Annotated in this window: 13 protein-coding genes and 4 pseudogenes; 7 read left to right on the top strand and 10 right to left on the bottom strand. The window is 38.4% G+C overall.

Going from position 1 to position 15,252, the window contains the following annotated elements; translation table 11 throughout:
• Positions 1-56 precede the first annotated feature (56 nt).
• Complete coding sequence (locus KHA94_RS19595; RefSeq protein ID WP_249365613.1) at positions 57-1,733, bottom strand: sigma-54 interaction domain-containing protein; 1,677 nt, start codon at positions 1,731-1,733, stop codon at positions 57-59.
• An 826-nt stretch (positions 1,734-2,559) separates the two neighbouring features.
• Between KHA94_RS19595 and KHA94_RS19590 the strand changes: the two genes are divergently transcribed.
• The 3 genes and pseudogenes from KHA94_RS19590 to KHA94_RS19580 form a co-directional block, all read left to right on the top strand.
• A complete protein-coding gene (locus KHA94_RS19590; protein WP_213103778.1) occupies positions 2,560-2,766 on the top strand; it encodes a helix-turn-helix transcriptional regulator in 207 nt (68 codons plus the stop codon).
• On the top strand, positions 2,763-3,233 hold the full coding sequence (locus tag KHA94_RS19585; protein WP_213103777.1) for a hypothetical protein: 471 nt from the start codon (positions 2,763-2,765) through the stop codon (positions 3,231-3,233). The genes KHA94_RS19590 and KHA94_RS19585 overlap by 4 nt, the downstream gene beginning before the upstream one ends.
• A gap of 233 nt (positions 3,234-3,466) precedes the next feature.
• A pseudogene (locus KHA94_RS19580) lies at positions 3,467-3,694 on the top strand (GNAT family N-acetyltransferase); the annotation flags it as partial.
• A gap of 121 nt (positions 3,695-3,815) precedes the next feature.
• On the opposite strand, the gene KHA94_RS19575 reads toward KHA94_RS19580, so the two are convergent.
• From KHA94_RS19575 to KHA94_RS19560, 4 genes are all read right to left on the bottom strand, one after another.
• Positions 3,816-4,187 (bottom strand): VOC family protein, encoded by a 372-nt coding sequence (locus KHA94_RS19575; RefSeq protein WP_045516608.1) that lies wholly within the window; start codon positions 4,185-4,187, stop codon positions 3,816-3,818.
• Positions 4,188-4,255: 68 nt separating this feature from the next.
• On the bottom strand, positions 4,256-4,804 hold the full coding sequence (locus tag KHA94_RS19570) for a DJ-1/PfpI family protein (protein WP_213103775.1): 549 nt from the start codon (positions 4,802-4,804) through the stop codon (positions 4,256-4,258).
• 246 nt (positions 4,805-5,050) lie between these two features.
• Positions 5,051-5,512 (bottom strand): pyridoxamine 5'-phosphate oxidase family protein, encoded by a 462-nt coding sequence (locus KHA94_RS19565; protein ID WP_213103774.1) that lies wholly within the window; start codon positions 5,510-5,512, stop codon positions 5,051-5,053.
• Between the two features lie 362 nt (positions 5,513-5,874).
• A complete protein-coding gene (locus KHA94_RS19560) occupies positions 5,875-6,267 on the bottom strand; it encodes a DoxX family membrane protein (protein ID WP_213103773.1) in 393 nt (130 codons plus the stop codon).
• 360 nt (positions 6,268-6,627) lie between these two features.
• On the opposite strand from KHA94_RS19560, the pseudogene KHA94_RS19555 reads away from it, so the two are divergent.
• Positions 6,628-7,243, top strand: a pseudogene (locus tag KHA94_RS19555) (glutamate synthase-related protein); the annotation flags it as partial.
• Positions 7,244-7,444: 201 nt separating this feature from the next.
• Here the strand turns inward: KHA94_RS19555 and KHA94_RS19550 are convergent.
• Entirely contained in the window at positions 7,445-8,383 is a 939-nt protein-coding gene (locus KHA94_RS19550) for a LysR family transcriptional regulator (protein ID WP_213103772.1), read from the bottom strand.
• Between the two features lie 185 nt (positions 8,384-8,568).
• A pseudogene (gene rocF, locus KHA94_RS19545) lies at positions 8,569-9,509 on the bottom strand (arginase).
• A gap of 341 nt (positions 9,510-9,850) precedes the next feature.
• Between rocF and KHA94_RS19540 the strand changes: the two are divergent.
• Both KHA94_RS19540 and KHA94_RS19535 read left to right on the top strand, forming a co-directional pair.
• Positions 9,851-11,167 carry an aspartate aminotransferase family protein gene (locus KHA94_RS19540; protein ID WP_213103771.1) on the top strand — a complete coding sequence of 439 codons (1,317 nt, stop codon included), beginning with the start codon at positions 9,851-9,853 and terminating at the stop codon, positions 11,165-11,167.
• Positions 11,168-12,583 (top strand): sodium:solute symporter family protein, encoded by a 1,416-nt coding sequence (locus KHA94_RS19535; protein WP_213103770.1) that lies wholly within the window; start codon positions 11,168-11,170, stop codon positions 12,581-12,583.
• Positions 12,584-12,905: 322 nt separating this feature from the next.
• Here KHA94_RS19535 and KHA94_RS19530 read toward each other — a convergent pair.
• A pseudogene (locus tag KHA94_RS19530) lies at positions 12,906-13,453 on the bottom strand (tRNA-dihydrouridine synthase); the annotation flags it as partial.
• 77 nt (positions 13,454-13,530) lie between these two features.
• A complete protein-coding gene (locus KHA94_RS26555; protein WP_338030843.1) occupies positions 13,531-13,734 on the bottom strand; it encodes a HEAT repeat domain-containing protein in 204 nt (67 codons plus the stop codon).
• 214 nt (positions 13,735-13,948) lie between these two features.
• Here KHA94_RS26555 and KHA94_RS26550 point away from each other — a divergent pair, with 214 nt between their 5' ends.
• Entirely contained in the window at positions 13,949-14,074 is a 126-nt protein-coding gene (locus KHA94_RS26550) for a YciI family protein (RefSeq protein WP_338030827.1), read from the top strand.
• A 99-nt stretch (positions 14,075-14,173) separates the two neighbouring features.
• Here KHA94_RS26550 and KHA94_RS19515 read toward each other — a convergent pair whose 3' ends face one another.
• Positions 14,174-15,046: an SDR family oxidoreductase gene (locus KHA94_RS19515; RefSeq protein ID WP_213103769.1), complete on the bottom strand. Its 873-nt coding sequence runs from the start codon at positions 15,044-15,046 to the stop codon at positions 14,174-14,176.
• Positions 15,047-15,252: the final 206 nt, after the last annotated feature.

Below are 15,252 nucleotides of genomic sequence, written 5' to 3'. Positions count from 1 at the left end.
TTAAAATGCGAAAATCATGAGTCATTTTTGAATTATAAGTTATTTTTGAATCACATTTACAGATTATACTTTTGTAGTTTCCTTACAATGGTCGACTGACTTGTCCCCAGTTCCTCAGCCATTTTATACGTACTATCATACTTTTGAAGCGCAAGAGCCAAAATCTCTCGTTCAGCAATCTCTGCTGCTTCTTTCAATGTCATTCCGCCGGTACAGTGAACAGGAACTTCTTCTCTCTTTTGATATTCAAAAGGTAGATCTTCAGCCGTTAAGGTTTGCGCGGGTACCGTAAGAATTAAACGTTCTACCATATTCGACAGCTCGCGTACGTTCCCTGGCCATGGATAATGGTAAAGAAATTCCTTCAAACCTCGATCAAATTCCTTGGAAATATGATATTTCTCATTAAACTTTTTCAGAAAATATTGTACAAGGGGGAGAATATCCTGTCTACGTTCCCTTAGTGGTGGGATAGAAATAGGTATGACATTCAAGCGATAATATAAATCCTCTCTAAATTCACCCTTCTGTACCATTTCTTTCAAATTGCGGTTCGTTGCAGCGATTAGCCGAACATCCACATTTTTTGGTTTAGTTGCTCCAATCCGTTGAATCTGCTTCTCCTGCAAAACACGGAGTAATTTTACCTGTAGGGCTAAAGGCAGTTCGCCGACCTCGTCCAAAAACAGAACTCCTTTATGTGCCAGTTCGAACATACCAGGCTTTCCAGTCCGGTTTGCACCGGTAAAGGCGCCCGCTTCATAGCCAAATAACTCGGACTCCAGCAGATCATGGGGAATGGCTCCGCAATTAATTTTAATAAATTCTCCCTTTTCATGGCGATTGCTTGCACGATAGATGTGTCGTACTAACACATCTTTCCCAACTCCGGTCTCCCCTAGAATTAAAAGCGTAGCGTCAAAATCTGCGATGCGGTCAGCCATATCATAGATATCTAACATTCGTTTACTTTCCACAATCATATCCGGGTCTTGACGCGTTTTTGTCTGTAATTTCTCTAATTCTCTTCGATATTGGTCGTTTAAATCCAACGCTTTTTTTAGTTCCTGGTTCAATTTATTCAATTCAGAAAGATCACGGATATTGATGATGACTTTTTCGACCTCCCCATTTTCATCAAAAATGGGGGATCCTGTTAACAATGTTTCTTGTCCTGCGTAATTTTCTTGTATTTGGCTAACCGTTTTTTTTTGTTCCACTACTTTTAACGTTATGGATTCCTTTAAGAACCCTCTTGCAATGAGATACTGCACATTTTTTCCAATATAGTAATGATTGGGAATCCCTGTAATCCTTTCGATCGCCGAATTGGTTCTTAGTGCCGTTCCTTCACGATCAGTTATATAGATGGCATCATACGAATTATCAATTATCGCATCCAATTCGCGGTTTAAGTTATCCAAATCTCGCATTTTTTGCTGTAAGCGCTGAAATTGTGAACCATCTAAGAGAACATAGAGCCATTTTTCATGGGATTCGACGGTTATTGACTGATACATTAATAAAAAGGGACATTGGTTTAATGTGACATAAACTGTTTGATTTCCATGATCTTCCCAAGTGTCAAATAGTTCTTTTAAGGAATCCTGATTGGTTTCTTCTATTAATAGGCTAGAGAAAACCTGATTTTTATATTCGATTCTGCCATCTGAATTTGTAAGAATGATTGGAAATGGAAAGAATTCCAAGAAGGCTTGTACTTGGTTCATCATCAATCTCCTCTTCTGATCTATTATAGTCAAAGTATCGTACAGCTTGTCGGGATAGGGAACTTCTATTCCGAAGGTCCTCTGAATGCACAATACTGTGGTTAATTATTTCACGGATAGCAAAAATGTCAGAAAATATTTAATTTATAAACTTTTCTACTATCGTACCTAGCAATGATCTTTACGTCAATATTTGTTAAATAATTTGCATCTTCTCTACCATTCTTAAAAGAATGATTGAAGCTTTTCCCCTATATTAATTGTTTAATAATCAAGTATCATGCCAAAAAAATAACGGATTGTATCATTTCTTTGAATAGGGCATCGGCAACTGAAACACCGATGAATACACGGTAAGCCTCATCCATATTTCCATTTTGAAACAATTGGACAATTCTTTCTAGAATCTGAAAAAAGGGACCTGGCCCCCGGGGTTCGTTTCATATTATGAATAATTTGCTCACTTTCCTTAGGAAAATAGCCACAAAATTCGCGGCAATAGTTAATTCTTTTCTCAAAATAAGTAGAATCATCCAAGCCGGCATTATGAAGTTCCGCTTCTAAGTCTTGGCAAAGGTTGCTAATAAAGAAGCTGCCACTATATTGTTTGTTTAAATAGTCTAGGCTTCCGAATATAGGTTTGAAGCGATACTTTAACGCTTCCCAAACCTTTAGTCATTGAAAAATCGAGTAAAAAGGACTCTAAAAGAAGCCTGATTGCAAGTGAATGTGCGATCAGGCTTTTACACAAAACAAAATGTAAACTCCACTTTACAAAATGTATACTATACTTTACAATGGAATTAGAAGTAATCTGAAGGTGGTGTGATTGGTCATTAAGAATCGCGTAAAGGAATTAAGAGCAAAGTGGAATTTTACCCAAAGTGCCCTCGCTGAGGCCGTAGGTGTGACAAGACAAACAATTGTAGCATTGGAGAAAGGGGATTATATCCCATCGCTTTTGCTGGCGATGAAAATTGCCCGTGCTTTTCATTTGACGATTGAGGAAATATTTTTTATGGAGGATGAGAAATGAATAACTTTCGATATTTAATTTCTTTTACGGTGCTGCTCGTTTTATTTGGCTGGGTGATTTCTGCATACTATTCTGCATCTGAACAAATAGCCGATTTCGTGAAAAATCCGGATAGGAAATATATGTTTGAACTAAATATCGGCCCATTTATTGCTTTGGTGTGCATTGGCGGTATTTTGGCATTTTTCATATACAGGAAGAAGAAACGAAACAATAAAATATTATCAAAAGTATTTTTGCTCCCGGCGGAGTTCGAGGAAGTCGATGAGCGTGAAAAAATGATTACAGCCCGTGCGTGCAGAACATCTTATGTCGCCATGATGTACGCAGGTCCGATTATAACCGCTTTATTTATTTTTTATCCGTTTGTTGCAGAAAAGGTCCCTTATTATCCGATCATTCTGTTTCTGTTGCTGCCATTTGTCCAATACGTTGCTTACTTTTTGTCATGGAGGAAGAACTACTAGGTATCATCAAAGACATAAAACGAATTTTTCTATGAAAAAGAGAATGTTCGTTTAATATTAATTATCTTGCTAGTATCATATTAAAAGAAATTGTGCTAAATTTTTAATTGTCTAAAAATTATAAACCTGAATTATTCATAGCTTAAATTTAAATTAACCTAAAACGCAGTAGTGACAAGTGATTTGAAGTAAAATGAATTTCACCCAAAAGGTGATAGTCTAAAAACATGAAAAAAAGCTACATCATTCTTGAGAAGAAAACAGAAACGCCAATCGGAATTACTTCATTGATAAACATCGATTATAAAAATCGCAATGCGGAATGCATTATCGATATTGGAAAGAAAGATAGCTGGGGGAAAGGGTATGGAACGGAAACGATGGGATTACTGCTTGACTATGCATTCCTCGAAATGAACCTGTATCGTGTATCCTTAAGGGTATTTTCCTTTAATGAAAGGCTTTGTTAAATAGTATTGTTGTTTTTCAGGCAAAAAATATGGGAACGTCTGATTTGGATGTTCCCGTTCTTATTCCGTTAAAGCACCCGTTAATGAAATAAGGTAATTTATTTATTAAATCTTACCAGTGTACTTGAAGTTTATTACCATTTGGGTCATAAAAGTGGAAAAAGGCATGACCATTATCTTCTTTTATATCCTCGACCTTAACTTGATTATCAATTAAGTGTTGATGAAATTTAGATAATTCTGGACTTGTAAAGCCAATGCTAAATTCTTGTTCATTATCAATTGTAAAATGTGCAAATGTTTCATCTTCGGTAGGAACTAAGATAAGTAAGAAAGGTCCTTCATTGACTTTTAAAATTGCAAGTTCCTCAGTATTGTTTAGTAACTGGAGCCCTAATACATCTCTATACCATTGTGCAGACAGTTCTAAATCTTTTACAGGAATTCTAATATAATGTACTTGTTCAATAAATGATTTACTCATAGCCTTCTCTCCTTTATTTAATCCGGTATATCAAATAGTTCCCTTTCTATATACCTTTTTCCTTCCGATTATTGTATCTCAGCTCCTGAAAACCTCTCAATAATCCATAATCCTAGATCAATTCCTGAAGTAACTCCCCTAGATGTAATTACACTACCTTCATCAACAATTCGATATCCTAAGTAATCAGCTCCATATCTAGGAAGTTCATCTTTCGCCAGATAATGCATAGCAACTCTCTTGTCTTTTAAAATACCAGAAGCAGCCATCAACATGCCACCTGTACAAACTCCGCACACGATCGTACCTTCGTCATGCATAGTCGAGATGATCTGCGTTAACTCCCCCTTCTCCGCCTCTTGTCTAGCCCCATGTTGGGCTTTATGGTTCCAGCCACCGCCAGGGATGATTAACAAATCTGGTCTATTGTCTAAACGTAAAAAATCATGGAGCGTCACTTGAACGCCAAAGGATGCGACGACTTCTTTTTGAGACCGACTTCCGACTAATTCAATCTCGAATGGAGCTCCTGCCTCGATTCCTCGCTTTAAAACTTCATAAGGTGCCAAAGCGACAAGTTCCCCAAATCCTTCAAATAATACAATTTGTATCTTCACCCTCATACTCTCCTTTAAAACCTCAAACAAGATAACCCCATTCTAGTTTTTTAGACGGGGTTAAAATTAGTTGTTTAATTTTTGATGTGCAATATTTTTTCGCACTTGAAAATATAACAATAAAGTTGTTTAAATCTAAGGGTATATATGCTCCATTGAGGAGTTAATACCACTCATTTTTGCCAGACGGTGACGATAAATTGGAACCGTCTCCTTCCAATACTTAGGGGATTAACTGCTCGATTCTCATAGATAACCCAACAATTCATCATAATGACGCTTCCAGCGTCTGGCGATTTCCTCTTCAGAGGATATATCATCATAAGCTGGTGAAATAAGCGGGGCAGCCTGTAGAACCTTAACTAAGACTACAGCCTTTATGCGGCTTGGATTTGTTCCCCTGCTTTGCTTAAAGTGTTCAACGATTTTGTTAAAATTGGAGCCAGACTTCAAAATTTCCGCTATGCCTTTAAAGCGATACCCTTTCCGCCTAATTGGATCAACAACATTAAGTTCTATAGACGAATTCTGTTCAAGGTTATTTACTGTTCCCTGTGAATACAGATGTAAGAAAACAAGATGCTCCTCTTCCCATACAGCGATAGTCCCCTTTGGGGATAAATTTGGACTGCCGTCTGGACAAACGGTAGCCACAAAAGCCAAGCGCTGTTCTTCGATTACTCGACGCATGTCGTCGTCAATCATCATGGTAATCACCCCTTGCATTGAATCTAGACCAATCATAATGTATTTGCAATTGAAATGTTGATAACAACATCTCTATCCAAATATTTATTTTCGACATAAAAATGCTGTTTCCCATTTCCCCTGATACTTTTTAGAGCATAGAATCAGTATTGACACAACAACCTAAAATACAGTTCGATCAACATTATTCAACAATTTAGCCCAATTCATGAATAAGGGCACTTTTCTTGCTCAAGAAATGCGCCCTTTTCCGTAACAACTAGAGCATGGATTTAATCCTAAAACCGCTTAATTCTATTTAAATTAACGTATCTAGTTGAACAAGATATTTTGAAATAAGATATAGTAAGGGCGAGTTATTGTTATTGAGAAGGTTTTGATTTCCTCTCCAATATACTCATAAAGTTTTTTCTGTAGTAAAACAACAAATAACCATGAGTGAGGACAAGTATTACTGCTAAAAAAAGTAACGAATGGTCTAGGAACAAATGAAGTAAAAAAATATTGGCTACAATAGGTGATAATATTGCAATGGCTAATGGGGTAAATTGGTTGATTATAAGTAAAATTCCACATATAACTTCTAAAGATTTTTCTGCAATTAACAGATATTCAAACTCGAATAATGCCATTGCTTCGGGGCTAGTTGCAATAAATGGTTCAAATCCAAAGATGACAAAATAACCATTAATACCTGCAACCAAAAAAATGATCCCTAAAAATAATCTACTTATTTGCATAAATATTTTAGACAATTTGCACACCTCCTATTAATCATCATTTTAATACTGAGAAATTGTGCTTTTTTTATTACTCCATAAAGCGTCCGTTATATGTAGTATGATTTTCGACCGTATTTAACGTTAATAAAGATGCAAAAACAGCCTATTTGCTATCTTTGTTTACTTGTTTATATATAGTTAATAATTATAGTTTCCAATGTAAACAACGATAGGACTTTACTTGGACGGGTGGGTATGAAAGGCACAGGGAAGCCATATAAATTTTCAAATGGCAGGTAGAGAAAAAACAAACTAAACTAAAATAATAAATAACTCCCTCTAAAAATGGTGCAGCAATGGCTATTGTCCAACCAACCATTCTCTTCCGTGCTGGGAGTTCCAATCGGTGTCAAAATTGGCGCAGGTGGAAAAATTGAAGTAGATATTGATCATATAATCTTTATGGGGGTTGATTTTATTGCCATTGACGGCGGACAAGCAGCCATGCACGGTGCACCGCCTATTTTATATGATGACTTTGGGATCCCAACATTGTATGCGATAGTCAGGGCTGCTAATCATCTAGAAAAAAGAAAGATGAAGGGAAAGATTAGTTTAATCGTTTCAGGAGGACTTTTAGTCCCCGGACATTTTTTAAAAGTTCTTGCACTCGGAGCCGACGCTGTCTATTTAGGCTCATCAATGTTGTTTGCTCTTGCACATGATCAAGTGTTGAATGCACTTCCATTTGAACCGCCTACACAGGCTATTTGGTATGACGGGAAGTTCAAGGATCAATTTAAGGTTGAAGAAGGCGTAAAATCAGCGGAGAAATTCTTAACAGCAAGTACAGAAGAAATAAAAATGGCATTAAGAGCAATGGGAAAAAGGTTCTTTAAAAGAGTTGTCAAGAAAGGATTTAGTGTCCTATGATGAATTGACCGCTAAAATGATTGGAATTCCGTTTTCCTTTGAACCATGGGAAGACAAACAAAAAAACGATATGTAAAAAAGGAAAGTCAGTTGTAAAGTTCCATCTTCAGGAGAGAGAACAATGTATTGTTCTCCCATTTCAATGTGATTTATCATTTCCTATTTGTTTATTGATATATATACAGTGATGGTGAGTTTCACCATTTTTCGAAACAGTATTTTCTTTGTTGGATAAGACGCAAAAAGCAGAGGGCCTCCCTCTACTTTTTACATTTCGTTATTTTAATAGAAGATCTGTCACTATCTCCTTATGATTGAAATCTTGAGATTGGGTATGATTATTTCTAACTGGCCAGGCATTTTGCAAAAATTCATGAAAGGTTTGGATATTCGGTTCTTCTGAACGAATTTTTAAATTGACGGCCGAGGTAATGATAGGTTGAGAAACTTGTTGGAGGATAGTGATGGAGCCATCCTTTATTTCATTCTTAATCACATTTTCACCTAATATGGCATATCCCGTTCCGTTTAAGACTGCCCGCTTAATCATTTCATCACTTCCACCAACCATTATTGTCGAATGCGGCTTCAGTATGCTTTTCTTGAAATGCTTGTCTATGATATTACTGAAACTGCAATCATCGTTGTAGGAAATAAAGGCATATTGACTTATGATTTCGTGAAAACTTCTCTCCTTACTAATTTCTGATGAAACGACTAAAAAGGTCTGTTCTTCCTCTAAAAAGTTTTTTCTTATATCGATTTCATTACATTCACTTGCAATTATCGCAATGTCTGCCACTTGGTCCCTTACGCTTTGGATGGCATGGACACTATTTAGCGGGAGAAGACTGATTTTCACGTCAGGGTACATTTCCGTATATGCTCTTACTATCGGTGAAAGATGTTGCCTGCAATAGTATTCAGAGGCAGCAATCGTAAGGACACCAGATGGCCCATGCAATGCCTCCATGTCTGTTTCCATTTCATCTATAAGGGTAAATAGTTTATCGACATGTCCTATTAGTTTTTTCCCTGCCGTTGTTAACATCGTCTTTTTGCCCACTCTGGTTAAAAGAGTATGATTTAGTTCTTTTTCTAAAGATTGTATTTGCAGCGTAATAGTGGGCTGCGTATATTTTAATTTTTTGGCAGCCCTTGTCATATTTAATTCTTCTGCCACCACTTGAAATGTCTTTAAATTTCTAATTTCCATTCCATCACCGCTTCATCAGATAATATGATTAGAATAATCACTTTGGGTGATATCCTCTATTATTATAGCAAGTTTCAATCGGTCATTGGATATGGAAAATTTTAGTGCTTACTCAAGATGGCTTTTTAGATGATCCATAAATTTTTTTAATGATTCGCCGGACCATCTTTTATCCTACTATACATCTACTTTACTAGAGATGCATATTCTTTCTTTTTGGTTAACGGGCGTTCTAACAATTTTTCACCGAATAACGCCCCCATAAGAGCTACTGCAACTTGAGCTGTTCTATTTCTTTCATCAAGTATCGGGTTTACTTCTACAAATTCTGCTGACGTAATGATTTCTGCATCTGCTAACATCTCCATGGCAAGATGGCTTTCACGGTAACTAATTCCACCCAGCACAGGAGTCCCAACCCCAGGACATTCGTTTGGATCGAGCCCATCCAAATCTAACGACAAGTGTACGCCATCGGTATTTTTTAGATAATCAATGGTTTCTTCCATCACTTTTGTCATCCCCAGCTTATCTATTTCGTGCATCGTGTACACCTTAATACCAATCTCTTTGATCAGATCCTTTTCACCATCATCGAGATCCCGTGCGCCAATATGACCACATTTTCAGGTTTAATTTTCGGAGCATACCCACCGATATTCGTTAGGAAAGGATGTCCAAATCCTAAACTAGCGGCAAGCGGCATCCCATGGATGTTACCTGATGGAGACGTTTCCTCTGTGTTCAAATCCCCATGCGCATCATACCAAATCACACCTAGATTCTTATAATGACGAGATACACCAGCCAATGTACCAATTGCAATACTATGATCCCCTCCAAAAGTCAAAGGAAACTCCTTTCTTCTGATGATGTTGTCCACTTTTTCCAATAAATCCAGGTTCGCTTTCACCACAGCCTCTAAGTTTTTCAAGTTGGTATGTGTGGCAGTGGCTCTCTCTGGAGGTGCAATGTCAATGTTGCCAAGGTCTGTTACCGTGTGGCCTATTTTTTCTAATCGCTCGACAACACCTGCGTAGCGGATGGCGCTTGGCCCCATGTCCACCCCGCGTCTTGATTGTCCTAAATCCATCGGTACCCCTAAAACTGAAATGTTCGTCTCCATGATCATGACCTCCTCAATGAATATAAGAACATTCTAATCTTTTTAAATTATTTGAATCAACCTGGCTAACAGCCTTTATATATATTCAATAAAACCTTTCTGCCAAGAGTTCTTATCATTGAGATAAATGATTGATAGAATTGAACTTTTCTATAAAAATACGTTTTATTCCATTAAAAATATTGATTGATTTTCTGTATTTTTATTAATTTATCATAAATCACCAACGCCCAGCTTCCTAATTTTTACTATTGAAATTTTTTATAGTTGGCATTTGACCGTTTTTGTAAATTGTAGCAAAATTCACTCAATACTTATTTTTTCGAAATGGGGATGAGGATATGATTGATTGGAAAACCATAAATGAAGAGGGTTTGTTGGCACCCACAATGGCAAAAGATTTTCCAAACCTGCCGGTCGTAAAATCTGAGGGATTTTTTTATTTAGGTGCAGATGGCAGAAAATATTTAGATTTTACCTCTGGTATTGCGACAGAAAATACTGGACACAGACATCCAAAGGTTATTGCCGCGATAAAAGAACAAGTTGACCATTTAGTTCATGGCCCTATCGGGATCATTAATTATGACTCTATTATTCACTTAGCAAAAAAATTGAAAGCGGTTTTACCAGAGCCATTGGATTGTTTTTTCTTTGGGAATAGCGGGGCAGAGGCAATTGAAGGGGCAGTAAAATTAGCCAGACATGTGACGAAGAGAACCTATGTCGTTTCTTTCCTAGGAGGATTCCACGGAAGAACGATGGGAGCCCTCAGTCTTACTACCTCCAAAAGTAAGTACAGAAGAAATTTACCTGTAGGAGCCAATATGACTTATCAGTTGCCATATGCTCAAATAACGGAAACACCAGATGGGAAAGACCATGATGATTATTGGTCAGCTCACGTTGAAAAAGACTTTGAACGATTATTTAATCACCAAGTTGCACCAGATGAAGTAGCTGCCGTTATTTTAGAACCGGTACTAGGCGAAGGCGGTTATGTCATCCCGCCAAAGGCATGGCTGCAAAAAATCCGGGAAATCTGTGATCGATATGGGATCTTATTAATATTTGATGAAGTTCAAACAGGTTTTGGCCGAACAGGAGACTGGTTTGCTGCCAATCGATTTGGTGTGACTCCGGATATCATGGCGATTGCTAAGGGGATTGCGAGTGGATTGCCCCTTAGCGCAACCGTTGCTTCACGAGGGTTAATGGAACAATGGGACATTGGAAGCCACAGTACAACATTTGGCGGAAATCCTGTCGCATGTGCTGCTGCTTGTGCAACCATTGAAGTTCTAAAAGAAGAAGGATTAATTGAAAATGCTAGAATTTTAGGTGATTATGCATTAAAAAGATTACTAGAACTGAGAGAAAAACACTCTGCCATTGGAAATGTTCGAGGCATTGGATTAATGCTGGGGATCGAAATAGTCCATCCTGCAACAGGAAAACCAAATGGTGAGGGTTTAATGAAAATTCTCGAGAAGTGTCTCGAGAAAGGAGTCATTTTCTATTTAAGTGGTAATAAAGGGGAAGTCATTCGAATGATACCACCGCTCAATATAGATAAAGAACATTTGGACTATGGTATTTCCTTTCTTGACGAAGCGGTCACGGAATACGAAAAAGAATCCAAATTTGGGGGTTTTTAGATGAATATACTGGATACGTTTGTCCTACTGCTGTATTTTGGTATGCTGATGGTTGTAGGGATCATTGGAATCAAAAAGGCAAAGTCGGAAAAAGATTTTCTGCTTGCTGGAAGCCGATTAGGCTACTTTAGCCATGTCGGTTGTTTAGCCGCCGTCATTATTGGCGGCGCCGCCACAATGGGTACAACCACTTTAGGGTATGATTTTGGTATTTCCGGTTTTTGGTTTGTATCGATGATGGGCTTGGGTATCGCCGCATTGGGGTTATTCGTCGTAAATAAGATTGGCGGTTATGAAGTTTTTACGATTAGTCAGCTGCTGGGAAAACGTTTTGGTGAAGGAACGCAGCTTATCAGTGCTATTGTGACTGCCATCTACACCCTTATGGTCGTCGTAACACAAGTCATTGGGATGGGAAATGTGATTCACGTCCTGCTGGGCTGGTCCGTTATTCCTTCCATGTTTATTGGCGGCGGAATTGTTCTCTTTTATACGATTCTAGGCGGGATGTGGAGTATTACCTTAACTGATATTATTCAATTTGTGGTTATGACGATCGGTGTCTTCTTTATTATGTTCCCTTATAGTGTCGATAGTGTTGGTGGGTTAACTGCTCTTTTTAATAGTATCCCAGAAGGTCATACCAACTTGACCAATATTGGTTGGGACCGTATTTTTCAATACTTTTTATTATACTTTTTTGGTTTAATTGTTTCTCAAGACATTTGGCAGCGTGTTTTTACTGCGAGGAACCAAAAGGTAATGAAAAGCAGTGCCATATCAGCTGGTCTATATAGTGTTTTTTATGCATTGGCACTAAGTATGGTCGGTATGTGCGCATTCGTTCTTCTTCCGAACTTAGGTGAATCACAATCTGCTTTTACTAGTCTGGCATTAGAAATTTTGCCTCCGGGGCTGTTAGGTCTTGTTCTTGCTAGTGTTTGTTCGGCGCTCATGTCCAATGCTTCAGGAGCGATCTTTGCGTCTGCCACCTTAATCACAAACGATATCATTAAGGTATACGCGAAAAAAGATATGACTGAAAAAGACGTTATCAAAACGTCTCGTATCGTAACACTTGGATTAGGTGTGTTATCAATCATCTTCTCGATTTGGATTCAAAATATTCTTGTTGCGTTAGATATGGCCTATGCCATTTTATCGGGAGCTATTTTCGTCCCTCTCGTCGTTGGTCTGTATTGGAAGCGTGTCACGAGCCAAGCTGCATTCTATTCTATTATTGCCAGCTCAATCGTCATCTTTATTACGTTTATAATTTATGGAATTACCTCTACACTGCCGATCATATACGGGTTAATTACAGGAATCATCGTTATTGTTAGTCTAACTCTATTGAGTCCACCTGCTTCTATTCAGTTGAGCGGAAGCGACGTTAAGACTAGTAATCATAAGTAATGCCACATAAAAGAGGCGTGTTCAATGCCTCTTTGGAAACTCGGGGGAAACACGGGGACGGTTCTCATGTTTCCGAGTCAATATGTGTCGCATATATCACACATGCTACTATATAAGATTAAACGAAATCCGTTTGTAATAAGGAGACTAGTACTCCTTATCAACTTTCATCACTTAAATAAGCAAGAGCCTGTTTTTTTCAATAAGGAAACGTAGGAACCGTCCCAATGTTTCCAATCCGGGGAGTGACAGGCACTTGGTTGATAGGATTCATTTTTTCTCTAACTTTTTGAGAATTACATCATTTTACTGTCCCCATCCATCAACATTCATTTCCAAAGTTATTGAGCAATTTACGCACTTCATCTGTTGACTTTGTGTTCATTAATTGATTTCTTAATTCACTTACCCCTCGGAATCCTTTGACATATATTTTGAAAAAGCGATGAAGCCTAGTGATTGAACGTGGCAATTCTTCTAAATATTTGTCATGAAGATCAAGGTGCAATCTTAGAAGATCAAGGTATTCCATACTGCTATGCTCTTTTGACTCTTTTTCAAAAGCAAAAGGATTTTTAAAAATACCGCGCCCATCATAACCCCGTCCACACCGTATTGTTCAACGAGCTTCAGACCAGTTTCTCGATCAGGAATGTCTCCGTTGATTGTTAGTAGCGTATTTGGTGCTATACGATCACGTAATTTTTTGATTTCCGGAATGAGCTCCCAATAAGCATCTACTTGGCTCATTTCCTTTCTTGTACGTAAATGAATAGAAAGGTTCGCGATATCCTGTTTTAAAATATGCGTTAGCCACTCTTGCCACTCGTTTACTTCCGTGTAGCCAAGGCGTGTTTTCACACTGACAGGATCTAGAGAATGGAAAATAATCCGTTTAATTCGTCCGATTTAATTTCTAATATTCTAGTTCCTTTGAAACTTTATTCTTACAATCCTAAACTTCGATAAGTAATAACAGCTTGGTTGCGAATACTTGAGTTCTCGTCACTTAATGCCTTATTTACGATTGGAATAGAATCACTTCGATCCACCCATTGGCTATTACCGAGTTCCTTCAGTAATCTTCTCCTTACATCAAAACTGTTACTCTCCATTAAGGAAAGTAATTCTTCTGAAACAGACTTTAATATAGAATGTTCTATACTGAATATAGCTTCTAGTAATACTGTGGATTCTCTTCCATCCTTAGAACAGTGCCTGTCACTCCTCGAAAAATGTCGAACTAACCAGGTTTTTCGACAAAATCCGGGTGGTGACAGGCACTATTTCTCAGCAGTAGGGAAACGCAGGAACCGTCCCTGTGTTTCCATGATGGATGCTGGGCTCGACTTGGAGACCAAATGCTTGCAGCGTAAAAACGGGAAGGTAATGGTTACGGATGGTCCTTTTGTAGAAACCAAAGAGTTAATTGGCAGTGTGTTCCTCATTGAAGCAAAGCATCAAAACATTCAAGGGCGCGGGCTTCAATAAAAGAAGATGGGAGGGAGAATTCCTATTAAGGGGATAAAAAGGCGATCCAAATAATTGAATCGCCTCTTCCCTTGAAAAAATGGTTCATGGGTGTTGTTTTTAATTTTCCATTTCTCCATACCCTTCTGGTGCTGGAATGGCCTTTTCAGCAGCACGGCTTACTTCTTCCCACTGCTTCCAGACATCGATTCGTTTTTTAGCAGAATCAATTGCTATGTCATAGACAACACTTCCCAGAATCAGCCGTAACGGCGGATTTTCACTATTTGCCAATTTTAAGATCGCTTCGGCCGCCAGTCTTGGGTCGCTATCGACAGATCCTTCCGAATTTTGTTGAGCCAGTTCGTTCCGTAATGGATCATAAGCGTCCATAGGCTGACTCGTTCGCATTTTTAAATAAAGATTCGTCCAATACCCACCAGGTTCAGCAATCGTCAGTTTCACTCCAAAGTGAGCTGCTTCCTGGGCTAAAGCCTCGCTCATGCCTTCCAATGCAAATTTGCTCGCACTGTAAACGCCGGCCATTGGACCGGAAACCAAGCCGCCTATGCTGGAAATTTGAATGATATGTCCTGAGCTCTGTTCCCGCAAATGAGGCATCACTGCCTGACAAACCCAGAGGGCGCCAAAAAAATTGGTCTCGAGCTGGCTTCTCGCTTCCTCTTCACTCTGTTCTTCGATCATCCCCAAGACCATGTTACCTGCATTGTTAATCACAATATCAAGCTTTCCAAAATGTTCAATAGCGGTTGCAACGGTTGAAAAAACTGCCCCTCTATTGGTCACATCAAGTTTTAAAGGCAATAACGTTTCAGGATATTCGCGGTACATCTCATTTATTTTTTCAATATTTCTGGCCACTGCAACGACTCTGTCCCCTGTTTCCAAGGCAGCATTTACAAATTCCAGCCCAAGGCCGCTGCTTGCTCCTGTAATAAACCAGACACGGGGTGTTTTAACGTTTTCGGTCACAGTTAGTCACCATCCTTTTCGTTTTTTAGATTCCAAGTTCATTAATCCCTGACTACTTCTTTATTATTTTCTCGCTCATTCGTGATTCCTCCATATCAATCAAAATAAAAAACACAGGTTGGCCACCTGTGCGTGAATAAACGGGAATACTATCCCAAAAAGATAAAATTTTTTTTAAGAAACGAGATAAATGGCAAAGAAAACGT

It is taken from the genome of Cytobacillus citreus (assembly GCF_018343665.1).
Classification (GTDB): Bacteria; Bacillota; Bacilli; order Bacillales; family Cytobacillaceae; genus Cytobacillus; species Cytobacillus citreus.
This window is presented reverse-complemented; position numbering and strand designations above follow the sequence as displayed.